24 protein-coding genes, 1 tRNA gene, 2 pseudogenes and 1 riboswitch are annotated in these 25,835 nt (G+C 51.5%); of the genes and pseudogenes, 13 read left to right on the plus strand and 14 right to left on the minus strand.

The features are described from left to right. Nucleotides 1–17 precede the first annotated feature (17 nt). From AACZ19_RS16040 to AACZ19_RS16055, 4 genes are all read right to left on the minus strand, one after another. A complete protein-coding gene (locus tag AACZ19_RS16040; RefSeq protein ID WP_339635499.1) occupies nucleotides 18–614 on the minus strand; it encodes a 2-hydroxychromene-2-carboxylate isomerase in 597 nt (198 codons plus the stop codon). 45 nt (nucleotides 615–659) lie between these two features. Continuing rightward, a complete protein-coding gene (locus tag AACZ19_RS16045; protein ID WP_339635500.1) occupies nucleotides 660–1,772 on the minus strand; it encodes a DUF2336 domain-containing protein in 1,113 nt (370 codons plus the stop codon). 82 nt (nucleotides 1,773–1,854) lie between these two features. Continuing rightward, nucleotides 1,855–3,189: a deoxyguanosinetriphosphate triphosphohydrolase gene (locus tag AACZ19_RS16050; RefSeq protein WP_339635501.1), complete on the minus strand. Its 1,335-nt coding sequence runs from the start codon at nucleotides 3,187–3,189 to the stop codon at nucleotides 1,855–1,857. A 94-nt stretch (nucleotides 3,190–3,283) separates the two neighbouring features. Then, entirely contained in the window at nucleotides 3,284–3,637 is a 354-nt protein-coding gene (locus tag AACZ19_RS16055; protein ID WP_339635502.1) for a hypothetical protein, read from the minus strand. Nucleotides 3,638–3,754: 117 nt separating this feature from the next. Next, nucleotides 3,755–3,900: riboswitch (FMN riboswitch) on the plus strand. Nucleotides 3,901–3,989: 89 nt separating this feature from the next. Here AACZ19_RS16055 and AACZ19_RS16060 point away from each other — a divergent pair. Continuing rightward, complete coding sequence (locus AACZ19_RS16060) at nucleotides 3,990–4,502, plus strand: 6,7-dimethyl-8-ribityllumazine synthase (RefSeq protein WP_339635503.1); 513 nt, start codon at nucleotides 3,990–3,992, stop codon at nucleotides 4,500–4,502. A gap of 2 nt (nucleotides 4,503–4,504) precedes the next feature. Here the strand turns inward: AACZ19_RS16060 and AACZ19_RS16065 are convergent, their stop codons facing one another. The 5 genes from AACZ19_RS16065 to AACZ19_RS16085 are packed head-to-tail and all read right to left on the minus strand — an operon-like array spanning nucleotide 4,505 to nucleotide 10,368. Continuing rightward, on the minus strand, nucleotides 4,505–6,046 hold the full coding sequence (locus tag AACZ19_RS16065; RefSeq protein ID WP_339635504.1) for an AMP-binding protein: 1,542 nt from the start codon (nucleotides 6,044–6,046) through the stop codon (nucleotides 4,505–4,507). A gap of 39 nt (nucleotides 6,047–6,085) precedes the next feature. Then, entirely contained in the window at nucleotides 6,086–7,297 is a 1,212-nt protein-coding gene (locus tag AACZ19_RS16070) for a CoA transferase (protein ID WP_339635505.1), read from the minus strand. 30 nt (nucleotides 7,298–7,327) lie between these two features. Beyond that, the gene (locus AACZ19_RS16075) at nucleotides 7,328–8,494 is read right to left on the minus strand and encodes an acyl-CoA dehydrogenase family protein (protein ID WP_339635507.1); all 1,167 of its coding nucleotides are present in this window, start codon (nucleotides 8,492–8,494) and stop codon (nucleotides 7,328–7,330) included. A 57-nt stretch (nucleotides 8,495–8,551) separates the two neighbouring features. Beyond that, entirely contained in the window at nucleotides 8,552–9,859 is a 1,308-nt protein-coding gene (locus tag AACZ19_RS16080; protein WP_339635509.1) for a TRAP transporter large permease, read from the minus strand. Next, nucleotides 9,859–10,368, minus strand: coding sequence for a TRAP transporter small permease (locus AACZ19_RS16085; protein ID WP_339635577.1), 510 nt, complete (start codon nucleotides 10,366–10,368; stop codon nucleotides 9,859–9,861). Before AACZ19_RS16085 ends, AACZ19_RS16080 begins: the two co-directional genes overlap by 1 nt. On the opposite strand from AACZ19_RS16085, the gene AACZ19_RS16090 reads away from it, so the two are divergent. Continuing rightward, complete coding sequence (locus AACZ19_RS16090; protein WP_339635578.1) at nucleotides 10,267–10,476, plus strand: hypothetical protein; 210 nt, start codon at nucleotides 10,267–10,269, stop codon at nucleotides 10,474–10,476. The two genes, AACZ19_RS16085 and AACZ19_RS16090, sit on opposite strands and share 102 nt — an antisense overlap. A gap of 108 nt (nucleotides 10,477–10,584) precedes the next feature. Here the strand turns inward: AACZ19_RS16090 and dctP are convergent, their stop codons facing one another. Further along, nucleotides 10,585–11,625, minus strand: a complete 1,041-nt coding sequence (gene dctP, locus AACZ19_RS16095; RefSeq protein ID WP_339635510.1) for a TRAP transporter substrate-binding protein DctP — start codon at nucleotides 11,623–11,625, stop codon at nucleotides 10,585–10,587. Between the two features lie 247 nt (nucleotides 11,626–11,872). Here dctP and AACZ19_RS16100 point away from each other — a divergent pair, with 247 nt between their 5' ends. The 5 genes and pseudogenes from AACZ19_RS16100 to AACZ19_RS16120 all read left to right on the plus strand — a co-directional run bounded on the left by AACZ19_RS16100 (nucleotide 11,873) and on the right by AACZ19_RS16120 (nucleotide 13,984). After that, nucleotides 11,873–12,628, plus strand: a complete 756-nt coding sequence (locus AACZ19_RS16100) for a CbiX/SirB N-terminal domain-containing protein (protein WP_339635511.1) — start codon at nucleotides 11,873–11,875, stop codon at nucleotides 12,626–12,628. Nucleotides 12,629–12,779: 151 nt separating this feature from the next. Then, nucleotides 12,780–12,992, plus strand: a pseudogene (locus tag AACZ19_RS16105) (cold shock domain-containing protein); the annotation flags it as partial. A gap of 78 nt (nucleotides 12,993–13,070) precedes the next feature. Continuing rightward, nucleotides 13,071–13,262 (plus strand): annotated as a pseudogene (locus tag AACZ19_RS16110) (cold shock domain-containing protein); the annotation flags it as partial. Nucleotides 13,263–13,277: 15 nt separating this feature from the next. Further along, the gene (locus tag AACZ19_RS16115; protein ID WP_339635512.1) at nucleotides 13,278–13,496 is read left to right on the plus strand and encodes a DUF3126 family protein; all 219 of its coding nucleotides are present in this window, start codon (nucleotides 13,278–13,280) and stop codon (nucleotides 13,494–13,496) included. 86 nt (nucleotides 13,497–13,582) lie between these two features. Further along, on the plus strand, nucleotides 13,583–13,984 hold the full coding sequence (locus AACZ19_RS16120; RefSeq protein ID WP_339635514.1) for a hypothetical protein: 402 nt from the start codon (nucleotides 13,583–13,585) through the stop codon (nucleotides 13,982–13,984). Between the two features lie 12 nt (nucleotides 13,985–13,996). Here AACZ19_RS16120 and AACZ19_RS16125 read toward each other — a convergent pair whose 3' ends face one another. After that, nucleotides 13,997–14,923 carry a cation diffusion facilitator family transporter gene (locus AACZ19_RS16125; RefSeq protein ID WP_339635515.1) on the minus strand — a complete coding sequence of 309 codons (927 nt, stop codon included), beginning with the start codon at nucleotides 14,921–14,923 and terminating at the stop codon, nucleotides 13,997–13,999. A 348-nt stretch (nucleotides 14,924–15,271) separates the two neighbouring features. Between AACZ19_RS16125 and AACZ19_RS16130 the strand changes: the two genes are divergently transcribed. The 3 genes from AACZ19_RS16130 (at nucleotide 15,272) to AACZ19_RS16140 (ending at nucleotide 16,571) form a co-directional block, all read left to right on the plus strand. Next, entirely contained in the window at nucleotides 15,272–16,150 is an 879-nt protein-coding gene (locus tag AACZ19_RS16130) for an OmpA family protein (protein ID WP_339635516.1), read from the plus strand. Nucleotides 16,151–16,226: 76 nt separating this feature from the next. Then, entirely contained in the window at nucleotides 16,227–16,406 is a 180-nt protein-coding gene (locus AACZ19_RS16135) for a DUF3012 domain-containing protein (RefSeq protein WP_339635518.1), read from the plus strand. Between the two features lie 88 nt (nucleotides 16,407–16,494). Beyond that, nucleotides 16,495–16,571 (plus strand) — tRNA-Arg (locus AACZ19_RS16140). Between the two features lie 37 nt (nucleotides 16,572–16,608). On the opposite strand, the gene AACZ19_RS16145 is transcribed toward AACZ19_RS16140, so the two are convergent. Then, on the minus strand, nucleotides 16,609–17,457 hold the full coding sequence (locus AACZ19_RS16145; protein ID WP_339635519.1) for a crotonase/enoyl-CoA hydratase family protein: 849 nt from the start codon (nucleotides 17,455–17,457) through the stop codon (nucleotides 16,609–16,611). 181 nt (nucleotides 17,458–17,638) lie between these two features. On the opposite strand from AACZ19_RS16145, the gene AACZ19_RS16150 reads away from it, so the two are divergent. After that, complete coding sequence (locus AACZ19_RS16150; RefSeq protein ID WP_339635520.1) at nucleotides 17,639–19,180, plus strand: long-chain fatty acid--CoA ligase; 1,542 nt, start codon at nucleotides 17,639–17,641, stop codon at nucleotides 19,178–19,180. A 71-nt stretch (nucleotides 19,181–19,251) separates the two neighbouring features. Here AACZ19_RS16150 and AACZ19_RS16155 read toward each other — a convergent pair whose 3' ends face one another. After that, complete coding sequence (locus AACZ19_RS16155; protein WP_339635522.1) at nucleotides 19,252–20,457, minus strand: acetyl-CoA acetyltransferase; 1,206 nt, start codon at nucleotides 20,455–20,457, stop codon at nucleotides 19,252–19,254. Nucleotides 20,458–20,459: 2 nt separating this feature from the next. Beyond that, nucleotides 20,460–21,929, minus strand: coding sequence for a 3-oxoacyl-[acyl-carrier-protein] synthase III C-terminal domain-containing protein (locus AACZ19_RS16160; RefSeq protein WP_339635523.1), 1,470 nt, complete (start codon nucleotides 21,927–21,929; stop codon nucleotides 20,460–20,462). A gap of 228 nt (nucleotides 21,930–22,157) precedes the next feature. Here AACZ19_RS16160 and AACZ19_RS16165 point away from each other — a divergent pair, with 228 nt between their 5' ends. Then, nucleotides 22,158–23,780: a carboxyl transferase domain-containing protein gene (locus AACZ19_RS16165; protein WP_339635524.1), complete on the plus strand. Its 1,623-nt coding sequence runs from the start codon at nucleotides 22,158–22,160 to the stop codon at nucleotides 23,778–23,780. 53 nt (nucleotides 23,781–23,833) lie between these two features. Then, complete coding sequence (locus AACZ19_RS16170; protein ID WP_339635525.1) at nucleotides 23,834–25,834, plus strand: acetyl-CoA carboxylase biotin carboxylase subunit; 2,001 nt, start codon at nucleotides 23,834–23,836, stop codon at nucleotides 25,832–25,834. Nucleotide 25,835: the final 1 nt, after the last annotated feature.

Genomic DNA, 25,835 nt, shown 5'->3' on the forward strand with positions numbered 1-25,835 from the left:
CCCTGTCTCCTTATTGGTTATTTCTTGAGGGCCTTTTCAACGAAATAAAGCCTGTCTTGTCCCCAGAACAACTCATCATCAATAATATAGGTCGGGGCGCCAAACACGCCGCGTTCAATTGCTTGAGCCGTATGGCTTTCATAAAGTGCCGCTATCTCCGGTGTTTGGCTTTCCTCTAGAAGCTTCTTGCCGTCAAAACCGGCACGGTCGGCGACATCGACGGCAGTGGCCTCATCGGCGATATTTCCGTCTTCAATCCAGACCAGGCGCTGGAACAGGCCGGTCAGTTTCATAGCGTCGCCCCCTGCCTGCGCAACCGAGGTTACCATATGAGCCGCGATCTGGTCGGAAGCCGGAAAAAACTTTGGATGAGTATTGATGGGAACGCCCGTTTCTTCCCGCCATCTAGCAAGTTCCATCAAGCGATATGCCTGCCGTTGCGGGCTGCGCTTTCCAAGTGGTAATCCGCCCGTCGCAGCGAAAATCTTTCCATAATTGACGGGTATAACGTTTACCTTGGCACTATTCTCCTGCGCTATCTTGACAAAACGATCATGTCCGAGAAAGGCCCAAGGGGAAACGAGCGTTAAATAGTAGTCGATTGTTTTCGTCACAAGGCAATCCCATTCTTATTATTTCGATTGCCTGGAGTTTAAGGGTCAATGGAGGCGCTTGGGAAGCAGTTTTTCCATCAATTCTTCCAAAGACATCTCATGATCCCAGCCATATGTCTCTGCAATTCGGCCGATCAGGCGTTGGCGGAAATTATCAAGATCGGCGCGTGGGTGATAATGGGTGGCCTTACGGTGTTCTTCCATGGTGGTTCGGAGAGCGGTGTAAAGATATGGTGGTAGTTCTGCACGATCATAGAGTCGCTGGAAACCAAGGTATCCACGGCCTGACGTCAGTGAAACAACCCTCTTTTTCGAGATGCCGGAGGCATGACCAAGGGCGGCGGCAAAAAAGGAATTGTTTCCGGCGATCAGCATGCGGAGCATCAACGTCGCTGTCAGGCGGCCTTCCCGATCGAGCGCGATACATTTCTTTTTTTGCTCGTGATCCGTCATTCGCCTTTCCAGCGTTTTGGCTAGAGCCTTCTCCCGTGCATTCATGATTTTGCGGACGGAAGTAGATTCAGAAACCGGATTTCGATCCATGAGAATCTGTTTATATTCCATAGAAATTATATCGAACATCCGGGTAACAAATCCAGCCGGCAAGAAGGGGCGGTGGACCAACAGTCTCTGTATCGGATCGATGTCGCCAAACCGGCCGAGGATATTGTCATAACCCGCCTCACCGATAATTGCCGTTTCATTTTTGAGACAGACCTTGATGGCGGAGTAACATCCGTCCTGAGCAATCCAGCCAGTCGATTTGATGCCGAGATGCGGACGTCCGGCGATGGCTGTTTGCTTGTTGTTGCTCGCCGATTGTAGAATTTCCCATAAATCATCATCTGTCAGAACGGGGGAGTATGTTGCCACAGGAAGTGAGATTTCCTCCGCGTCCAGAGCCAATTTCATCGCAGATTCATGGGACAGAAACTCGCAGGATTTCACTGCTTCGGCAATCGTCTGGCGTACAGCCTGATCTATGTCGTTGACAAAATAATCTATTAGAGCCGACGTCAGCTCCAGATCTTCGCCCGCAAGCTTTTCCGCAGCAAACTCTATCGCGGCCGTACGGGCCGCATTGACCCGTTTCGGCGTTGGCATTTTTGCAAACATCGCGGCGATACGATCGCCATAAATAGAAGAATCAGCCAGCATCGTTTTCATTGCCTGAAACTAAAAATGTGATTTTATGATATTCAGGTTAACAGGTAGTTACCTGCGTTTGATGAGGAACGGGTTATCCGATGCCTCTAATTTCACGAAACTGACGCACCGCGAATGAATCAGTCATACCGGATACGAAATCCGTGATGCCGAGAAGCCAATCATACCGGCTAAGCTTTTGTTCTCCGCCCTCTGGGAAGAGCGTCATGAGGACACTGGAACGCGGATTCATCGATGTGCCGTCGGTCTCATAGTTTTCCCAGTCGAGGTTGGCTTCATAAAAGGCGTCAAGAATGGTGTTCAAGATTTCAGCGCCACTCAACTCCGCCTGAATTCGCTCCGGATGCCGGTAAATCTCGCGTTGGCATAGGGCGTAAATCTCATCGAATATTTTTGCCCTGCGTGAATGATGCAATAGATCTCCCTTAAAGTTTCCTGCGAGAATTTCGCCTTCACAATCTTTAAAGATATCGGAAACTTCACCGATCAATCGGCCAATACATTTTGCTCTGAGATATGAAATTCTTTCTGTCGGATCGTCGACCTCGGCGTAGCGTTTGGGGGGGCTGCCCAGGATACGTATCATCAGTTCTTCCGTTTCTGCATAATTGAGCCGACCAAGTTTATACCCATCCTCAATATCGACGACGCTGTAGCAAATGTCGTCGGCAGCCTCGACAAGATAGGCGAGGGGGTGCCGGCACCAATAGTCATTGGTTCCCCGCTGTATGAGCCCCAGCTCGCTCGCAATATCGCGAAAGGCATCGCGTTCAGACTGCATGACACCAAATTTCTTGCCGCCGCTATCCCCCGGCGCGAGTTCGTCTACAATGGAAGTTCTCGGATATTTCATGAAGGTTCCAAGGGTCGCGTAAGTCAGCCTTAATCCGCCGGAATTGCGCCAGTTCTGCAATTTGGTTAAAACACGGAAGCCTTGCGCATTGCCTTCGAACATTTCGAAATCGCAGATCTGTGCATGATCCAGACCGTCAATCCGGCCCGCGGCGTTTGTGCCATTTTTGAACCAGTAACGGATGATTTCCTCACCAAAGTGACCAAAGGGAGGGTTGCCAATATCATGGGCAAGACAGGCGGCGGATACGATATGGCCAAAGTCGGCGGGGCTGTAATCGCTTCCCTTCAAGTGACGGTCTATAATCACCTGACCGGCATTGGCTCCGAGTGAGCGTCCGACGGACGCAACCTCCATGGAATGGGTCAGGCGCGTACGGACGTAATCGCTCTCCGCGAGGGTGTGAACCTGCGTCTTGTCCTGCAGCCGCCGAAAAGCCGACGAAAAGACAATTCGGTCCTGGTCTTTATGAAACGGGCTGCGGGAGGCCAGAACCGGATCATTGTGATCCTGTCCATACCGTTTGGTCGAGAGAAGTTTATTCCAGTTCATCATGCAGATAAGCTACTTCACAACTGTTTACCATAAAATGAATATTTGTCGGGAGGGCAGGAAATTCAACTACTTGCCAAATCACTTGTTGGTGTTTTCAACTTTGGCCCCATCCAGGATATGTGACAATCAATTCACCTAGGAGTTCGCGGTTATTCCGGTCCATGGACTGGATAACACGGGAAAGGCTTCCCAGTCCTTCACCAAACAGATCGTCTGCGATATTCCCTTCCCATAGCGCGACAAGGATCATCAGCATTCGCCGCTGAGCATGGGATAGCTTTAACCCGCCGCTATCTGCTTGATCCTCCCGGATTGCATCCAGATCAGGTTTCAGGTCATAATGGCTTTGAACTGCTTGAATATCGCAGGATTTGGCGATGAAATACCGTTCCAACTGGTTATATCGAATAGCGTCTTTTAGAAGCTCTAAAAATGCTTTCTCGTTCAATGGATACTCTCTAATAGACCTTACAGGGCGCGCATCAAACTAATATGAATGCGGTTAGACTTGCAAACGAAGAAAACATCTTTAAATTAGGACGTGATATTCCTTCACTCATTGAAGGAATGTTCTCAGGGCAGGGTGGAAGTCCCTACCGGCGGTAAAGAACAGGTTCTTGTTCAAGCCCGCGAGCGCCCGCTTCGGCGGGGACAGCAGATTCGGTGTAATTCCGAAGCCGACGGTCATAGTCCGGATGGAAGAGAACAGGAAGAATGGGGACGGCTTGGCAGGTGCCAGCCCGTTTCTTAGTCCTATTTGCCTTGGGTTGTTGTCAACTTGTTAAAGCAAGGCCCAAAAAATGAAAATCAAAAACACGTCTACTGACAATCAAACCCCGGACATTCGCAACATTTCTAACCGTATTGCCGTTATTCAGGCGAACTGGCATGCGGATATCGTGCATGAGGCCAGCAAATCCTTTATCGAGGATCTGGTGAGCCATGGATACGATGCGGATGGATTTGACATTCATAATGTTCCGGGAAGTCTCGAAATACCACTAATGGCGAAAAAGCTCTCTGAGTCCGGGCGATACGACCTGATCATGGCAACAGGATTGATTGTCGACGGCGGGATTTATCGCCATGATTTCGTCGCAAAAACCGTTCTTGATGCAATGATGCAGGTTCAACTCGATTGCGGGATTCCGATATTGTCCGTCGTTTTGACACCCCACCATTTCCAGGAAACAGATGCGCATATGAAATTTTTCCGCGAGCATTTTGTCATCAAGGGGCAGGAGGCTGCGAATGCATGCCGCATGACCCTCGATAATATGCACGGATTGAAGGAGCTACGCCTAGCGTCTTAACGTCAGACGATGCGGGATGCCTTATCGCCCCAGTAACGGTCCTTCAACAAGCGTTTATAGAGTTTCCCCGTCGGATGGCGGGGAAGCTCTGATTCAAAGTCAACTGACCTTGGACATTTGACATGGCTGATGTTATCGCGGCAAAACTCGATGAGTTCGTCGGCGAGCTCGTCTCCTGCGATTTTCATATCAATAGGCTGGATGACGGCCTTGACCTCTTCGCCGAACTCTTCGTTGGGAACCCCGAACACCGCGGCGTCGTAGACTTTTGGATGGGTCAGCAGTAAATCCTCTATCTCCTGCGGATAGATATTCACGCCGCCGGAAATGATCATGTAGCTTTGCCGGTCTGTGAGATAGAGAAAGCCATCCTCATCAACATAACCGACATCACCCAGCGTGCTCCAGCCTTTGTCATTATAGCTCTGTGCGGTGCGTTCGGGGTCATTATGGTAGGAAAAGTCACGTCCATCCGAAAAATAAATATTGCCTATTTCCCTGACGGGCAGTTCGCTCCCGGCATCGTCAACGATATGGAGGTTGCCAACCAAAGCCCGTCCAACGGTTCCGGGATGATCAAACCATTCCTCCGGCGTGACGGCGCAATATCCGTTTCCTTCGGTTCCGCCATAATATTCATGTAAAATAGGGCCCCACCATTCCATCATCTGGCGCTTGATCTTTTCCGGGCACGGGGCGGCCGCATGGATTGCGACTTTCAGGGCGCTGAGATCATACTTTTGCCGAACTTCTTCCGGTAACTTCAGCATCCGGACGAACATCGTTGGAACTAACTGTGAATGAGTCGCTTTATACTTTTCCAGCAGGCTCAGATAATTCTCCGCGTCGAAATTCTCCATGATAACGGAGGTTGCACCGTGCCGTTGAATGCGCATGTTATAGCGAAGCGGTGCCGCATGATACAGCGGCGCTGGTGAAAGGTAGATCGAATTCTGTGTAACTTTATACTGGCTTTTTAACATGTTGAACAAGTTATCTTCGGTCCCAATGGGATTGCCGACCTCGGCGGGCTTGACGCCCTTCGGCCGCCCCGTGGTGCCCGATGAATAGAGCATATCTGCGCCTTCACATTCATCTGGGAGCGGCTCTGCAGGGAACTCGCTTACACTGCTTTCATAGGATTGATACCCCGCTATTGTCCCGTCAATCATCAACTTTTGTTCCACATTCGGTATGCGGTCCAAAAGCTGTGTCGCCAGCTCTGATTTATAATTAGAGGTAATGAAAATGCGCGCACCGCAGTCATTGATGATATAGGCTGCCTCCTCCGCAGACAGGCGGGAACTGATGGCCGTATAATACAGGCCTGCGCGCTGCGCGGCCCAGCAGACCTCATAAAAACGGGGATTATTTTCCATGAGCAAAGCGATGTGATCGCCGATCTTGAGGCCTTGTGCCCGTAAATATTGGGCCGCTTTGTTGGAGCGATCGTCAAGCTGTTTGTAGGTTGTGGTTTCACCGCTGCCCGCCATGATGATGACAGGTTTATCCGGTGTCGTTTTCGCAAATTCACGTATGTGCATGGCCTGCTTCTTGTTCTTTATTTTGCTACTATGGGCAGCTTATTTATTTTGGGAAACGAGAATACCGTCGGAGATCATCTTGTCAATTTCGTTGTCCGTCATGCCAATTTCCAGCAAGATTTCGCGATTATGTTCGCCTAGCTGGGGCGCATGACGTCTCACGCGACCGGGAGAAGCTGAAAATTCTGTCGGAATACCAGGATAGTTGAGCGTTCCCTCGCTCGGATGTTCCATGGTTTGCCAAAATCCGATCGCTTTCAGATGCTCGTCTTCAAGAAGATCCTGAGGCGTATTGATTGGCACAGCCGGAATGCTGGCCGCATCCAGGTCGCGCAACCATTCTGCGGAGGTTCGGGTTTCGATGATATCCCCTAAAACCTGATATGCGGCATCGATATTATCAAGACGCGCTGCGATATTGCAAAACCTCGGGTCGTCCATCAGCTCAGGACGGCCTGCCATCTCGAAGAAAGCGCGCCATTGTTTATCAACATAGGGTAGCACGCCGATCATGCCGTCTTTGGTTTTATAGGGATGACGGTTTGGCGACAGCGCGCGAGGATAGCCGACAGGACCCATCGGCGGTTCAAAATTACCGCCATATAGATGTTCCAGCATGTGAAATTGCACCATGGTTTCGAACATGGGAATCTTTACTTCCTGGCCTTCTCCTGTCCGCTCCCGATGATAGAGAGCCATGGTTATGGCATAAACAGAAGTTAAAGCAGTTGCCTTGTCGGCAATGACTGTCGGCATATAGCCGGGTCGGCCCATCAGCTGTGATTGACTGGCAGCCAGCCCGCTCACTCCCTGTATCATATCGTCGTAAGCGGGTTTATCGGCATAGGGACCGTCCTGGTTAAATCCGTAAGCGCCGCAATAGATAAGATTTGGGTTTACCTTGCGGAGATCCTCATACGTGAGGGCAAGCCGCTTAATCGCGGAGGGGCGCATATTATGAAGGAAGATATCCGCCGTTTTCACAAGCTTCAGGAATGCGGCATGCCCTTCCGCCGACTTCAGATCCATGCATAGCGCTCGCTTATTGCGGTTGGCGTTAAGATAGATCGCGGCCATGCCTGGAGAACGGCGCGGACCAAGATCACGGGTGGTGTCTCCTTCCGGTCCTTCGACCTTGATGACATCGGCTCCCATATCTCCGAGGATTTGCGCCGCATAAGGGCCCAGGAGTACCGATGTTAAATCGACAACACGCAGGCCGGTCAGCGGCCCGTCTTTGGCAGTGGTCATTGTTATTACCTTCAGCTTAGTAGGCCGGAATTAATAGGATTTGGGCATACCCAGCGCTTTTTCAGCGATGTAACAGAGCACCAATTGCGGGCTTACGGGAGCAATGCGGCAGATCATTACTTCTCTCATCAAGCGCTCAACCGTAAATTCCTTGGCATATCCCATGCCGCCATGAGTCATGACAGCCTGTGTGCAGGCTTTAAAACCCGCCTCGGCGCCCAAATACTTGGTGGCATTTGCATAAACACCTGCTTCAAGCCCGGCATCATAGTTTGACGCAGCTTTCATCGCCATTAGATAGGCGGCTTCCAGTTCCATCCAGTTTTCGGCAAGTGGATGTTGTATGGCTTGGTTTTTCCCAATTGGCCGTCCAAAAACTTCCCGTTCGCGGGCATATTTCGAGGCGCGTTCAAGGGCATTCATGCCAATACCAATTGCTTCGATGCCGACGAGAACACGTTCGGGGTTGAGGCTGTGCAATAGATAATGAAAGCCTTTGCCTTCCTCGCCAATCAGGTCTTCTTCGGGGACAGGAAGATTGTCGATAAAAACCTCATTTGAATCAACGGCCTTACGGCCCATTTTGTCGATCACCCGCACATCCATAAACTCACGGTTCATGTCCGTGTAGAATAACGAAAGACCATCGGTGGCCTTCTTGCATTTTTCCTTCGGTGTGGTCCGGGCAAGCAGCATGATCTTGTCGGCTTCCTGACCTGTCGTAGTCCAGATTTTTCGACCATTCACGAGATATCCATCGGAGGTTTTTTCTGCCCGTGTCTGAAGCGCCGTTGTATTCAGTCCAGCATTGGGCTCGGTCACCCCGAAGCAGGATTTAACCTCTCCCTTGATGAGCGGAGGCAGCCAGCGATTTTTCTGTTCGTCACTTCCGAAGACAACGATCGGGTGAGGGCCGAAGATATTGATGTGGATTGCCGATGCAGCCGACATGCCGCCAGATGAATTTGCAACGGTATGCATCATTAAGGCGGCTTCAACGACACCAAGTCCAGCGCCGCCATATTCTTCCGGCATGGTAATTCCCAGCCAGCCATCCTTTGCCATGGCAGCATGAAAATCGAACGGGAAGTCACCCGTTCGATCTTTTTCCCGCCAGTAATTATCATCGAAACGGGCGCAAAGTGCAGCGACGTTCTCAACGATAGCATGCTGCTCTTCCGTGAGCGTGAAATCCATTTACCTACTCCTTTTTATTTTTTTCTATTAGCAGGAGATCGGGCTATTGAGTCAATGTCAATTCAGCATTGTTTGTGGCAACCAAGTTATCAGCCAAGGAAAGGCGATGAATAGGGCGACCGTCAATACATCGGCGACAAAGAAGGGGCCAATCCCACGGAACACGTCAGACAGCGGAATATCAGGCCGCACACCGTTGACCACATAGCAGTTGAGCCCTATTGGCGGTGTAATCAGGCATATCTCAACCATTTTCACAACTATAATGCCAAACCAGATGGGGTCATATCCGAGTCCGATAACGGCCGGGAAGACTACGGGTAGCGTTAGTAGCAGCATTCCGATGGCATCCATGAACATCCCGAGGATGGCATAACCACACAAGATCAGAATAATGATAGCCGTTGGCGGCAGTGGCAGACCCAATATCCATTCGGCAAACGCTTCCGGAAGGCCCGAGAACCCGAGGAACCGAACAAACACCAAAACGCCCCAGATGATCGAAAAGATCATCACGGTCAGTTTGGCCGTCTCAAAGAGGGCGTCTTTCAGCTCTTTTGTCCGCATGCCATGGAAGAAGGCAAAAATAAGCACGACAAACGCACCGAGCGCCCCTGCTTCGGTGGGGGTGGCCCAGCCGCCGTAAATGGCACTGAAGATGATTGCTATAACGGCAATTATCGGAAACGTGCCGGGTAGAGATCTCATCCTGTCACCAAAGGTGAAGCCGCGAACGGGCGGACCAAGCTTGGGATTGACGGTTGCCCGCCCCATTATGATCAAGGCATAAATCAGAGCGGAAACGATACCGGGGATGAAACCCGCGAGCAGCAGTGCGCCCACTGATTCTTCCACAATAATCGCATAAATCACAAGGATTGCGCTGGGCGGGATCAAGGATGCGAGCGTCCCGCCCGCTGCGACAACACCGGCCGCAAGCCTTCTATCATAGCCATTGCTCAGCATTTCCGGAATAGCGACACGGCTGAATACGGCGGCTGTCGCAGTGCTGGCGCCTGATACTGCGGCAAAACCGGCAGCGGAGAAGACGGTCGCAACGGCAAGGCCTCCCGGAACCCAGCCGACCCATTTCTTTGCAGCATCAAATGCAGCTGTTGTAATGCCCGCATGAAAGGCGAGATAGCCAATCAGGATGAACATGGGCAGCACGCTCAAGGAATAGAGCGTTGATTTCGAATGAGGAATTGTCCCAACGATACCGGTTCCCGCATCCCAACCGATAATCGAAACAATGCCGATCATGCCAACCAATGTTGCGGCGATATAAACGCGCACACCCAGGAAGACCATGATAACCAGGCCGCCCATGCCGAGGACACCTGCTAAAAGAGGATCCACTTCCATTATTTTTTCCCCTTTTTATTATATGTTTCGTCAAATTTGGCTTGTTTCGCCGCCTCTTCGCCGAGTGCATCCTCAATTTCGTGGCGTGCAATTGCGGTGACATCTTCAATAACGGGAACCCCGATAATTTCCGCATCTGGATTTATGAATAGCCGTATGAAGCCTACAAGCTGTATGGCAAAGCGAACCCAAAGGACACCGAATGCCAAGGGAATGACTAATTTGGCGGGCCAGATTGGAAGCCCGATATCGATCGTTGAATCTCCAAGTTGATACGCTCGCAGAAAATGGAGCCAACTTGTATCAATTAATATCGTGACGACGACCAGGCCGATCAGCGTTGCCATTGCTTCAAAGAAATACAGCGGACGCGCACTGAATTTGGCCATGAAAAGGTCCATTCGGACATGACCGCCAAGTCGCTGGCAATAGGCGATACCAAAGAACGCAAATATGACCATGCTCTGCTCGATAAAATCGATATATCCGAGTATCGGCCAATTAAGCAATTTTCGGCTAAGAACCTGGGTAACGCCAAGAATCATCACGGAAAATATTGCCAGAGCGGAAATACCGTTCAGAAAATCTTCGAGTTTGGAAAAACCGCGATTAAATGACGCGAAGGCCGACCGGGATCCCGAACCCTGCGGGAGATTTTTAGTTGTCATGATTTTTTACTTTAAGAGAAAGAGGGTCTGGTGAACCAGACCCTCGATCTAGGCTGCCTAATTGGTCGCTTGCTTTGACGTTGTCATAATCAACTCAAACAACTCAGTACCGGGATGACCTTCGCTTTCCATCTTCGCGATCCATTCATCCCATACCGGCTTTGCGCCAACTGCACGGAATTTATCCAGCTCTTCGTCGGAATAGGTAATCGCCTGAATACCTTTTTCTTTCATGAGCGGGAAGTTCTTCTTGTCAGCAGCTTCATATGCCGCATACAGGGCTTCGTAAGCTGGACCTTTGGCGTCGTTCAGGAGCTGCTGATACTCAGGTGTAAGCTGCTCGTATGCCGGAATATTGACGACGATCGGGCAGTGATTTGCTCCCGGGGACATATTTGCCGTGTGCCATTTGCCGATGTCTGTCAGGCGATAGGCAACATGCGCATATGTGAAGGGAAAGGACGCCGCTTCAATTGTACCGCGTTCGAGGGACGTATACACCTCCGGTGCAGGCACGGTTGTCGGAACAGCACCAATTTTCTTCATTGCTTCGCCGATACCGCCAAGCGCACGAACTCGCATGCCGTCCCAGTCTTCCAGCGTAAGTGGCGGATCACCGACACCTGTAAACTCATACTGCGGCAGAAGTGAGCTCATAAGCAGCATTGCGTCCCATCGGGCCATGTCTTCAGCCACAGCAGGATTCTGATAATATGCTTCATGAACAGCAGTTTGAACCCTCAGATTCGGGAACGGCAGAAATGGCAGATCAAGACCGGATAGCGTCGGGTTTTTTGCCGGATGGTAAGCCGTGCAGAGCGCCGCCATCTGAAAGGCGCCAAGCTTGATACCATCAAGATTTTCTCTCGACTTGGACAGCGCTTCGCCGTAATGGATCTTGATATTGAATTTTCCATCTGTTTTTTCCGCAACATAGTCGCGGATTGCTTCTATGCCCGAAGTAAAGGCACGCTCTTTGCCCCAGACAGATAGATTCCAGTTGACTTCCGGGCCGTCAACTTCGGCGGCCGAGACGCTAAACGTCATCATCGACGCGGCCGAAATTGCAGCAATCGACATAATGGTGCGTTTGATCATTTTGCTATTCCTCCCAATTAAACAATTTGCTTTTTTAACAATGGCTAATTTTTATTTTTTGCCATTTATGAAATCATTATCACATATTTCGAAGCCCACAGGCTACTAAAATCTAGATACTGGTCTATGACAACGAGGTAAAGGAAATTCCAGACTATATTTTCTCAACATTTACCCGAAAAATTGTAAACACCGGGTTGCCTGCGTTACTGAGGCTGTTTAAATCTGTTGCCAATAGAGGAAATCAATGTCGCCCTCGCGTCCTTCTGTAATCATTGTTGCCCATGGCTCCCGCGTTTCAGATGAAGCGCAAGAGGCTGCAATTCAACATGCCTTCACGCTTCAGCAGAGTCATCGCTATGGAGTGGTGGACGTATGCTTTCTGTCGCGGGATAAGTCCCCTCCGATTTTGCCAGACGGAGAGGTTTTCTTGCTTCCCTTTTTTATGAGTAACGGTTATTTCGTCAGTAATCGAATACCGGAACTTTTCAAGCTTGAGAACGGACAACGCATTGAAATTGGGCGGAAACTTTATCTTTGTGACGCATTGGGCACTGATCCTGAACTTGCCGGCATCATTGCCGCCATGGCGCAAGATATATGCCGTGATCAAAATTATGAGCCCGAGAAAGTGCGGCTTGTGTTGGTTGCCCACGGGTCGGAAAAGTCGTCCGCCTCAGCAGAAGCGACCTATTTGCAGCAACAGGCCGTTAAGGATAGGGGTGAATTTAATGATGTATCGGTTGCTTTCCTGAATGAAGCACCATATCTCGACAGCGTGCTGACTACTGACTACGAAGATGGTTTACCTCTCATCCTCGTTGGCCTGTTTGCAGCCGAAGGACCGCATGCCATGGAGGACGTTCCCGGAGCCATTGCGAGCTGGCGTCGAAAATCCGCGAGCGCCGGGGCGGTTCATTATGCGGGCGCGATAGGGCGTCGGCCGGAAATCGTCAAACTGATCCAGCTGAGTATATCGAGATGCGCCGCGAATGCGAGTTAAGTGCCCGTAAAAGCGTATCTGCAGTTGTCATAAGAAAATATCAGTGCAGACAGCGGTTCTGCGATCTGATAAAAAATGAACGGAAAGATTGAGCTTTGTCTTTAATTTAGGTATTGCACAGTCTGTAATTAAACAATGAGGTCCTTAAAGGATGAATGATCGTAAGCCGTCCAAACCTGTCCGTAAGAATATCTCCGCAACTGTAAAGTTTTTCGATGAAGCTAAAGGGTTTGGTTTCGTGTCTCCCGCCGACGGGTCGCCGGACGCTTTTGTCCATATTTCGGTTTTGCAAAATACTTCCTATCAAGAGCTGCAGGAAGGCATGCAGATACTCTGCGATCTTGCAGATGGGGACCGTGGGCAACAGGTTGTGGCAATTCACGAGCCCGAAGAAGAAGAAGAGGTTCCTGTCGGCATCGATATCGAGGTTTCGGGTGTCGTGACGACATATGTGCCGGAACATAAGTACGGATTTGTAACCCCTGATGGCGGCGGCGACGATGTGTTTATACACATTAACATGCTTGAACGCTCAGATATTGACCTTGAAAACTTTGGGATTGATACGCGGGTGAAGTGCGTCGTTCGAATGGGCGTAAAAGGCCCGATTGCTGATTCGCTCGAAGTCCTCTAGAAACGCGAGGTAAAGATGACAAGAACAGAAACACTGCGCGTACAGAGATATCTACGTGAAAAATTCGACAATGAAGACTTCAACGTCAAAGAGAGAAGACCTTCCGATGGCACAGCCGAAGTGATGCTGGATGATGAATTTATTGGAGTTGTCTATCGTGACGAAGATGAAGGGGAGGTATCTTTCGCTTTCCACATGACCATTCTCGACATGGACTTACCACCAACCTCTTGACCCAAAAACAAAAGTTATCTATTTCGACCGCCTTTCCAGCACTATGGTTTCCATTTTTTTAACCATGTCTGGGGTAGTCTGGGTATATGCGATATACTGCTCGGATTAAGGGATTGTTGGTTCTCCTCCTGCTTGTCAGTGGGACCAGTCACGCCTCCAAACTGGAACTGATACAGCTTGATGTCGGCGGCGACTCCGGCGCTGCCTTCTCAGGCGATTGCCGAATCGTCTCCGGCAAGAAGCCAGTCAAGCGATATCGCCTCCAGGGAAAGGTGCCGGCGAAATACTGGCTGCCGGGTGATGCAGTTAGCTGCAGTCTTCAAAAAACAAAAATGACGCAACGCTTGGATGCCACGATTACACGCGGCGATGTTGTTGAAATAAGGCAGGTAAGCATGCCTCCGCTCCGTTGGATCGCGATTACCAGCACCGGCCCTTGGGGAGCAGCGAAAGGGACATCGAGCGCTGCCCGGCCTCTCTGGCAGTGAGGAAATCAAATTTTACCCTTGCGTCGCGCAGTTACTATGTTCCAGCTGCAAGGTGGCATGATCTATTTCAAATTCTGACAATAAAAAGGCGTTGATGGCGCGCAGTGTAGTCTCGAGGTCGGCTGATGGTTCGACCTGGACATGCATCGTAACAATCGGTTTCTCTGCTGTCAGGGACCAGGCATGCATATGATGTACATCGACAATTTCAGGAAGATACGCTGTTAACTTATCCCGAATGAGTGTCATATCCAGGTGATCGGGCGTTCCTTCCAGCAGTATATGCCCTGACCGCCGCACAAGCCCGTATGCGCTTTTTAGAATGATGATGGCGACAAGGACAGAAAGGATCGGATCCGCTGCCATCCAGCCGGTAAAGAGGATAATAACTGCGGCAAAAATAGCGGCAATGGATCCGAGCAAATCCCCCATCACATGAAGGAGGGCCCCTTGCATATTGACGTTATCCCGATCACCGCGATGAAGAAGGTAGAAACCGACAATATTAACAATCAGCCCGCCGATGGCTATCGCGAGCATCATGCCGCCGATCACATCTCCGGGATTTATAAGTCGCTCAATGGCCTCGAAAATAATCCAGCCGGCGATGAAAAATAATGTTAGGCCGTTTGTAAAAGCGGCCAAAATCTGAAACCGGTGATACCCATAGCTGCGTTTGCTGTCCGCCGGTTTGGAGGCGAGTCGGAAAGCAAACCAGGCTAGCGCGAGGGCGGCTGTGTCGGAGAGCATATGTCCGGAATCGGCGAGCAATGCGAGGGATCCGGCCAATAGCCCGCCAAGAGCCTGCAATATCATATAGCCGCCTGTCAGGCACATAACCCAGAAGATACGGCGTTCGCTATCTTCGGTTACCTTCGGGGCGTGATCGTGTGAATGAGCGTGCACGCCAGTGCTTTCGTTGAGATGGGAGTGAGTCATAAAATTCGTCGTTGCTATACAAATCTGATCCTGAGTAGACAGGTTTATGGCGGCTATTGTCCATAAAAAAAACTTGAACAATATGATCCAGGTTAGCTTTACTGTGGTAAATTCAGGGTAGCTTGGATGACCTGAGCACAATAATGGACATTAGTTGCCGTAATTCGGACAATATTATTGCCTAGCGTCCACCAATTATTTGCAAACTAGGAGTTGAAACTGTGTGCAAGTCCCTTATTTCAGCACAGTAAGCGTAATTCTTATTGTTTGCAGGTTTACAACGTACTATCTATTAACCATACTCGGTGTGAAAATCTTTGCACCTAGAAGACGGTTGAGGGGAAGAATATGAAAAACACGATGAAATTCGCAATTGTTGGCGCCGCGTCGCTCATATTAGCGGCATGTGGCGGTAAATTGGAACAGGCGGAAAAGTTAAGCCCCGGTGGTACCGCATTCCAACAGGCGCTCTACACGGGGTATGTTGACCTCGCAAAGGCGGAATATAACGAGGGCGACTATATTGATTCTGATCGCTTTGCTGAAAAAGCGATGGCGGCAACACGTGGCGAGCAAGTTGACCCATATCATCCTGAAGAATGGCGCCTTCCTGCGGATCGCGAACCGGTTCTGGTTGGTGCGCGGGAACGTTTGATGGCTGCTCTTGGTGCCGGTGCCTCTGAAAAACTTCCTCTTATTGCTGCGCGTGCGCAGACCAGCTTTGATTGCTGGGTGCAGGAGCAGGAAGAAAATCGCCAGCCGAAGGATATCGCCGCATGCCGGGATGCTTTCATCCTTGCGATTGAGGAAATTGAAACGGCGATGGCACCGGTTGTTGTTGTAGAGGAAAAAGTGGTCGTCATGGAGAAGAAAGAGCCCATGATGATGGAGCCGAAATCCTTTGAAGTGAATTTCGCCTTTGATTCTTCGACACCTTTGCCTGGTTCTGATGATGAGATTAAGGCTGCTTCGGAGTACATGAAGGAATTCAAGGATCCGAAGATCACGATAGCCGGTTACACCGATACGGTGGGTAGCGTAGAGTACAACGATAAGCTGGGCGAGCGTCGTGCCGAAGCCGTTGCCTTCATGGGCATGGACATGGGCATGGAGCCAAAACGGATTATCATGCGCTCCTACGGTAAGAAGGACCTGAAAGTTGAGACTGCTGATGGTGTAAGAAACGCCGCTAACCGCCGCGTTGTTATCACTGTCGAAGGCAAGTAAATTTTGACGATCTGATTTTGAGGGACGGGATGCTTGTTTGCACCCCGTCCCTTTTTCATGTCTTGTGGGGAATATTATGACCAAAAAAATTGTATGTCTTGCTCTACTGTCACTCTTTACGCTTGGCTTGGCAGCCTGTGATCCGGAAGTGGGAAGCAAGGAATGGTGCGCAGAAATGAAAGAAAAGCCAAAAGGTGACTGGTCTGCGAATGAAGCGGCGGACTATGCCAAGAACTGCGTCCTGACGTCGGACTGATAAATATAATATTTGAGGTGGGCCGACGAACTGGTCCGCCTCATTTTTATATGGCGCGGAAAATAGCTCTCTGCTAAACCCGGGAAATGGTCCCGTAGCTCATCAGGATAGAGCGCAAGATTCCTAATCTTGAGGTAACAGGTTCGAGTCCTGTCGGGATCACCACCCCACATAGACTGAACAGTTGGGTATCGAAGGCGGCCTAACCGATGTTCTTCTGGATAGGCGGCAAATCAACAAACTTTCCTTGTCGTTTTTCCGTGTTTGCCGTCATTGCCTCAAATATCTCGTCGCGTTGCAGCATGCTTGCGTTCCAGATCGCGATATAGTCGAGGCTGTCCTCAATAGAGTGGTTCTGTGAGTAGTTCATCATCCGCTTGCACCCCATGACGGCAAGCGGTGCCTTGCTGGCAATTTCAGCGGCCATCTCCATTGCCGCCGCCATCATCACGCCTTGATCTTTGAAAACACTATTGAAAAGACCGGCTGTCTTGCCCTCATCCGCTTGCATCCGGCGTCCCGTATAGGCGAGTTCGCGGGCAAGACCATCTGGGATCAATTTTGTAATCCTTGGGAAAGTGCCGACATCTGCAGTCATCCCGATATTGGTTTCAAAAATTGTGATAAAGGCATCTTCCGTTGCAAATCGTATGTCGCAGGCTGTGATCAGATCTACGCCACCGCCAATACAGCCGCCCTGAACAGCGGCCAGAACCGGCAACCGGCATTCCTGCAAGGCAGTAAAGGTTCCTTGCATATTTTTTACGGCGCTATAAAAGCTGGCCCCTGCCCGTATTGATGCAGCTTTCTTTGCGGCGGGATCGGTAATCTCCGGTTCAACAAATGATGCGACATCCAATCCGGAGGAAAAATGAGGTCCCGTTGAAGATAGGACAATGACCCGTGCCTTTGCGTTTTCGTCGATATCACGGACGATCTCGGGCAATTCATTCCAGAAGGCTGGAACCATGCTGTTCCGCTTTTCCGGCCGGTTTAGAATGATATGTGCGATATTGTTTTTTATCTGAACGTCAAAGCAGCTGTAGGTCATGACGGAACGCCTCTTGTGAGTGAAAGGTTTCTATAATTTTTCCACATACTAAGGCCATAGAAGCGCGGTTACAAATCTCTTTACACATCCAGATGAATGAGATGAAGTAGGCTATTCCCGCGTCTAACAGAATTTTGAGCACGCGAAAGATCAAGTAAAATAAGCCATCCGGGAGGAAAATATGAGTGTTTTGCATTATGACTGGCTCGGTCATCACGCGGGGAGAGTGCCGGACAAGACAGTCTGGGTTGATCTGCACTCCAAACGCCAATTCACTTACGCCGAGGCGAATGACCGGTCATTGAGGCTAGCGGCTCATCTCCAGAAGAACTGCGGTGTCAACAAAGGGGACAGGGTTGGTGTTCTGGCCATGAACTCGACTGACATGTTGGAAATACAAGCGGCCTGCGCCAAGATAGGCGCTATCTTTTTGCCCCTGAATTGGCGGCTGACGGTTGCAGAGCTGGATTTCATTATCCAGGACGCCGCACCGAGAGTACTTATCCACGACACGCAATTTACAGCGGAATGTACGGAACTTAAGGAAAAAACGGGCGTGCCAATACTGCTTGAGACAAGTGGTGGAGGTGGGAACACGGCTTATGAAACCGCAATCAAGGACGCTCACCCAACGCCGAAACTTGCCACCGTCACGCATGACGATGTCTGGATTATCATGTATACCTCGGGCACGACAGGTCTGCCAAAAGGCGCGATGAACACTTATGGAATGGCATTCTATAACGCTGTCAATTTAGGTGTGCCCACCTATTTCACGCCAAGAGCCAAGACATTGACCATTTTGCCGCTTTTCCATACTGGAGGCCTGAACTGCTACAGCTCGGTTGCCCTTTATTTTGGCGCAACGACCTTAGTTATGCGGACTTTCGATCCGGGAGAATGTCTTCGTATCATCGAAGATGCGGAAATTGGTTTGACGCATTTCTTCGGCGTGCCGGCGAATTACCTTTTCATGAGCCAGCATCCCAATTTTGCGGCGACGGATTTCTCCCATCTCTCCTGCTCGGGGGTTGGCGGTGCGCCGACGCCGGTGCCACTTCTTGAAACATACAAGGCCAAGGGATTGGCGTTGCAGCAAGGGTACGGCATGACCGAGACGAGCCCCACAGTGACGGTTCAGGACGCTGAAATGGCATTTGCGAAGCCCGGCTCTGCCGGTAAGCTTGCGATGAATGCCGAGGCGCGCATAGTCGATGAAGATGGTGTGGATGTGCCGGCGGGCGAAACCGGTGAGCTCTGGGTCAAGGGACCAAATATCACCCCCGGATACTGGAACCGTCCTGAAGCCAATGCAACGACGATAACAGACGGGTGGTTGCATACCGGTGATGCCTGTCGCATCGATGCGGATGGGCATTTCTATGTCGTTGATCGTTGGAAGGATATGTATATATCGGGCGGGGAAAATGTATATCCGGCGGAAATCGAGAGTACCCTTTTCAAAATGCCGGAGATTGCGGATTTGGCGATCATTGGTGTTCCGGATGATCGCTGGGATGAAGTCGGCTGCGCGGTCGTCGTTGTTGCGCCGGGCAATACGCTCACTGCAGATGATGTAATCCTGTTTTGCCAGGACAAGCTGGCGCGATATAAAATTCCAAAACATGTAATTTTTAGGGAGGAACTACCGCGTAATGCGACAGGGAAAGTTCTGAAACGCGTGCTTAAGGGTGAGATTGGAGACCTTCGCAAGTCGGCCTGAATTATACAGTAAAGTTTTTCTTCGGGCTGCCTGCTCGGCAGCGGCAGCCCGAAGAGCTTTAAGGGAATGCGTTACACGCCTTCTTTTCCGATGATGGAAATAGAGCAGACATTCTGATGCGGGAAGCCGCCGAGATTGTGGGTCATCCCGACAACCGGCTCTTCTTTACGCTGGCGATCACCGGCGCGGCCCTGCATTTGCAGGTACATCTCGTAAATCATGCGAAGGCCGGAGGCGCCGATGGGATGGCCGAAACATTTCAGACCACCATCAATCTGGCAGGGAACTTTACCATCCGCGTCATAGAACCCGTCCATCACGTCGTTCACCGCTTTCCCTTCATCCGAGATGAAGAGATCCTCCATCGTTACCAGCTCTGTGATGGAGAAACAGTCGTGAACCTCGAACATGCTGATCTGATCACGCGGTTTGGTAATACCGGCTTCCTTGTAGGCACGGTTCGCGGCAGCCCGAGTGGTAACAAAATAACTTCCATCCCATGAGTTATGCTGCGCTTCCGTTCCGTTGGAGGCCGACAGCTGAAGCGCCTTGACGGTAATCAGGTCCGTCTTGCCAAGGGATTTTGCAATCTCCGGCGTTGTGACAATGGCGCAGGCAGATCCGTCACTCACGCCACAGCAATCAAAGAGGCCGAGCGGCTCCGCGATCATCGGCGCATTCATGACCTTGTCTTCGTTAATCTTGTTGCGAAGATGCGCCTTGGGGTTCTTGGATCCATTATCATGGCTCTTAACCGAGATATGAGCCATCGCCCGTTTCATGTCATCCTTGCTGACGCCATGCTTTGCTGAATACGCGGAGGCGAGCTGTGCGAATGATCCGGGTGCGGAGGCGTTCGCCCAGAACATATCGTTGACGGAGCCGCGATTGCGCTGAGGCAGACCGCCGTAACCGGTGTCTTTAAGCTTTTCGACGCCGAGGGCGAGCGCGATATCGCAGGCGCCGGAGGCAACGGCGTAAACGGCGCCGCGGAAGGCTTCCGACCCACTGGCGCAGTAGTTCTCAACACGCGTCACCGGAATGTTTGGCAGGCGAAGCGCCATGGAGAGCGGCACGGCGGATTTGCCGACATGTTCTTCTTCGATAGCGGTCGCGAGCCAGGCCGCTTCAATCTGGCTTTTCTCAATGCCGGCATCTGCCAGCGCCTCAACATATGCTTCGATCATGAGATCTTCCGCATTGTCGTTCCAGCGCTCGCCGAAACGCGAGCAGCCCATGCCCAGAATGGCAACTTTATCTTTAATTCCCGAGGCCATTGTTATTCTCCTTTATTTGAAGCGCCCGCAGGGGTCGCTTTCCAGAAATAGCGCCTGAAACCGCGCTTGTTGTCATAGTCTTTGATCCGGAACATCATCCGCATGGGCATACCCACCTCAATCTCCGTCTCCGGAGAGATATCGGTGAAATCGCTCATCAGGCGTCCCCCTTCTTCGAACTGTACCATGCCGTAATAGGCAGGCGGATCGGGTGAGTATGTCAGCCGGTCGGCAGTGAAGGAATTCACTCTGGAAACCCGTTCGGCGAAGGGATAATCCTCCTGAGTGCCGATGGCGCCACAATTTTCATTGACGCACATATTGGATTTCGGGAACTGCGCTGTGCCACATTGGGAACATTGGCCGCCCACCATCGCCTGAGCCATACCCTTGTTCCTGTACAGAGTTGTCAGACCGGTTTTCTTGTCAGTTTCCGCGCGGATGCCACGTTCCAAATTAACGAGTTCACGGAAAGCAAGAAACTTGTTGTAGTTGGTCTCCGCATAACGGCGGGCGAGATAACCGGAAATCCCCCTGCGTGGTGAGAGCGATTTGATTTCATCGGTCACTTCGAAAAGAAGCGCATCGCTGCCCTGGCCAAAGCTTGCAACAAGGATCTTGTCGCCCGGCGCGCTTTTCTGAAGGGCTTGCGCCAGCATCACCATGGAATGCGCCGTTCCGGCTTCACCGCAGTTTTCCTGCATGTTATCGGCAACCGCACTTTCAGGCAGGCCGGTTTTCTTGGCGATTGCCCCGGCAACGCCACGGGCAGCGACCGGAAAGCAGAAGGTAGTGATGTCTTCGGCCTTTACGTTAGCTTCCGCCAATGCTGCGTTAATTGCTTCGGGAACAATCTTGAGATAGCCTTCATCTCGTATCCATCGCTCTTCCCATCCATAATCGAACTCTTCATTCTCGCCGCGGAAGTGATCGACAAAATCGACTGCTTCAGTATGGGCGGAAAGAAGCCGGGCAACAACTTTACCTTTGCCGACAAGAAACGCCGCCGCGCCGTCGCCGGATGTCATTTCCAGCGGGCTGGCTGCTTTGGTTTTGCGCTTCTCCGACGCAGTGAAGAGAATGGGTCCACCGCCGCCTATGGCGACCTGCAAAGCCACAGATAATCCGGCGCTGCCAGCCCGTTGTGAGGAGGCGAAGTCCAGGGTCTGCAGGCTGCTGCCGAGATTAAGCGCGTCCGCCACGATGCCGGCATTCTGCCGGTCTACAAACGGAAAGCTGGTAGATGCCATATAGACGGCGGAAATTTGATCGCGGTCAAAATCGGTAAGACAGTCACGGGCGGCTTCCACCGCCATCGTCACACTATCTTCATCCCAGTTCGCCATGGCCCGCTCCCCTTTGGCAAGACCTTTCAGTCCGGGTGCGAACCAGCTATGGGCTTTGGCAATTTCACTACGTTGCAATCGGCTTTGCGGGATATATCCCCCATAGGCCAATATTCCTACTTCCATTTGGACAGGCTCCTTTTTATTATTTCTTATTCGTCACAATTATTGTTACAGGAACAGGCACGCCCAATTCTTGCACGGCCATTTCCAGTAACGATGGTCAGTGTAAATCGACTGACCTGTGAATGCCAGAGAATTCAATCCCGCATATTCTGTAGGCTGTTTTTTTGCTTAACGCGATGGATGCTCCCATGCTATCAATAAAAGAAAAAATAAAATCGGGAGGCCCGAATGGCCACTTTCACTTCCAAGATAGCGACCTCCTCCGAGAGCTATGCGGCGAACCGTCTGGACATGTTGGCACTTGTCGATCAATTGCACGGATTGAAGGACCGCGCCAAGCAGCTTTCGGAGCGTCGCCGTGACCGGTTTGAAGAAAGGGGACAGTTGACACCGCGCGAACGGCTGGTTCGGTTGCTGGATCCGGGAATGCCGTTTCTGGAACTGTTTGGCCTTGCGAACTATATGGTGGATACGAATGACCGGGAAAAAAGTATTCCGGGCGCCAGTTCACTGACCGGCATCGGTTTTATCAACGGCGTACGTTGTATGATCTGTGCCAGTGACAGCGGCATTAATGCCGGGGCTATGACGCAGAAAACGGGTGAAAAGCTCCGCTATTGTCAGGACATCGCCATTGATAAGAAGCTCCCTTTCGTTCACCTCGTCGAAAGCGCCGGCGCAAACCTTCTCAAGTACCAGGTTGAATCCTGGGCGTGGGGTGGCGGGGGGTTTCAGCGCCTAGCGAAATTGAGCGCGGCCGGTATTCCAACTTTTGTGGTACTACATGGACCATCAACAGCAGGCGGCGCCTATTTTCCCGGAATGAGCGACTATGTCATTGGCATCAAGGGGCGGGGACGAGCCTCCCTCGGCGGGGCAGCACTAGTTCGCGCGGCAACCGGCGAAATCTCGGATGAAGAGGAGCTTGCAGGCTCTGAAATGCATGCAACAACTACCGGGCTTGTGGAATACCTCGCGGAGGATGATGCCCACGGCCTCCTGATTGCACGGGATATTATCGGTCGGCTCGGCTGGAACGATAAATGCCCGCGTCCGAAGGTAAAGCCCTTCAGGGGACCGGTTTATGATCCGGAGGAAATCGCCGGTGTCGTGCCGGTGGACTATCGAAAACCTTATGATGTCCGTGAAGTCGTTGCCCGGCTTGTTGACGGATCTGATTTTGAGGAATTCAAGCCACGTTACGGCTCGACACTCGTTTGCCTTCAGACAAACATTTTTGGTCATGCCTGCGGGATTGTTGGCAATAACGGGCCGATCGATCCGGATGGCGCGGCGAAGGGCGGGCAGTTCTTCCAACTGTGTGATCAGGCAAATATCCCGCTCATTTTCCTCAATAATATCACCGGTTATATGGTCGGTAAGGAATATGAGCAAAAGGGTATGATCAAGCATGGATCAAAAATGATCCAGGCGGTTTCCAACGTGCGTGTGCCGAAGATTACCTTATATATCGGCGCTAGTTTCGGCGCCGGAAACTATGGCATGGCGGGCCTTGCCTATGAGCCGGACTTCCTGTTTGCCTGGCCCAACGCTATGACCGGCGTCATGGGCGGGGAGCAGGCCGCCGCGACGATGGATCAGGTTGCCCGCGGCGGGGCAGAGCGCAAGGGTGTTCCTGTAGATGAAGAAGCACTGGCCCTGCAGAAGCAACGGCTCATCGATCATTTTGACAGTCAGGCAGATGCTTTTTATACGTCCGGTCGATTGCTGGATCACGGGGTGATCGATCCGCGTGACAGTCGCAAGGTGATCGGCTTTGCATTGCAAACCTGTTGGGAGGCCCGCAATCGCACCTTGCAGCCAAACAGCTTCGGCGTTGGCCGCCTTTAACTGTGGTGATCCATGAAAATTAAGAAAAATGAAAACAGATGGGCCCGGTTGTCATGAGAAAATTTAACAGCATTTTAGTTGCCAATCGGGGCGAAATTGCCGTTCGGGTCATGAGAACAGCCAAGAGTCTCGGCTATCGGACGATAGCAGTCTATTCCGAGGCGGACGCAGGCGCCCTCCATGTTCGCACGGCGGATGAAGCGGTATTGATCGGCCCGGCCCCGGTGCAGCAGTCCTATTTGGATAGCGCCAAGATTTTGGCCGCCGCAAAAGAGACCGGTGCGGAGGCAATTCATCCGGGCTATGGTTTCCTTTCCGAAAATGCGGAATTTGCGCGCGCCTGTGAAGCTGCTGGGATCGTCTTTATCGGTCCGACCCCCGAGGCCATCGACCTGATGGGAAACAAGGCGGCAGCGAAAAGGCGGATGATCGCCGCAGAAGTGCCATGCGTTCCGGGTTATGAGGATGCGGATCAGTCTGATGATGTTCTGATAAAGGCCGCCTCGGAGATCGGCTTTCCGATCATGGTGAAAGCAGCTGCGGGGGGCGGCGGTCGCGGTATGCGCCTTGTTCATGAAGAGAAAAACCTTGTATCAGCGCTGAATTCGGCGAGATCTGAAGCCCTTAACGCTTTTGGATCGGATGAGTTGATCCTGGAGAAGGCGATCATCGAACCACGGCATGTAGAGGTTCAGGTGTTCGCCGATACTCATGGAAATGTCATCCATCTGGGAGAGCGGGATTGTTCTGTGCAACGACGACACCAAAAGGTAGTTGAGGAAGCCCCCTGTCCGGTGATGACACCTGATCTCCGAGAGAAAATGGGAAGGGCTGCGGTAGAAGCTGCGCGCAGTATTAATTATCGTGGCGCCGGTACTGTCGAGTTCCTCCTTGATGCGTCCGGGAGTTTCTATTTTCTGGAGATGAATACCCGCCTTCAGGTTGAGCATCCTGTGACGGAGCTAGTGACTGGGCTTGATCTGGTATCGTTGCAGATACAGGTGGCGGAGGGAGCCCCGCTCGGTCTTGACCAATCCGACATCACTCTTAATGGTCACGCCATAGAGGTGCGCCTTTATGCCGAAGATACGACGCAGGATTTTCTGCCCTGCACGGGACGGATTGACGCGTGGGAGCCCGCGACCGGCGACGGGATCCGGTTCGATAGCGGGATTGACGCCGGACAGGAAATCTCTCCGTTTTATGATCCGATGATTGCCAAGGTGATTTCCTATGGCGATAGCCGGGAGGCGGCACGCTACCGCCTGATCGAGGCACTTAAGGGCAGTGTAATTTTCGGCCTGACTACAAACCGGGGGTTCCTGATCGATATTCTGGCCGAAGAGAAATTCGCAAAAGGGGAGGCAACGACTGCTTTCATAGGCGAATTGTTTGATGATGAGCGTTTGGCGGCGAAATCACCGGATACTGCCGAGATGGCGATGGCGGCTGTCTTGCTTTACCAGGTCGAGCGGGATCGGGCCAGAGCCGCAGCGATTTATGCAAATGATCAACTGATGGACTGGTCAAGCGGCGGTCTTCTTCTGACACGCTATGTGTTCGCATCGGGCGACGTTGAGAAGGATGTAACCGTTTCACCGCTTCGCGACGGTAGCTATGAGGTTATGGTTGATGACAAGGCGCTGAAGGTTGAGGTCATGGGCCGCAGCAAAAATCGCGCACAACTGACCGTGGATGGCAAGCGCAAGCGGCTTCATTATAATACACTGGCGGTCGGAGTGGTGGAGCTGACCGACGATGGCCGGACCCTTCGTTTTGTCAATACCATTGCTTTCCCGTTGTCCGCGGCGGGAGCCGCAGGTAGTGGCCATGTGACCGCACCCATGCATGGCACGTTGCTGGAGGTATTTGTCAAACCCGGTGATACAGTTGAGGTTGGAACGCGCCTTGCCGTATTGGAGGCAATGAAAATGCAGCATGACATCCTGGCGGAAGTTACCGGGATTGTGGAAGAGGTCGTCGCGGTCGCGGCAACTCAGGTGTCCGTCGGTGATTTATTGTTCGAGATTAAAACCGCAGAGGCAAGTGAATAAA

It is taken from the genome of uncultured Sneathiella sp. (assembly GCF_963973085.1).
In the GTDB taxonomy this organism is placed as follows: domain Bacteria; phylum Pseudomonadota; class Alphaproteobacteria; order Sneathiellales; family Sneathiellaceae; genus Sneathiella.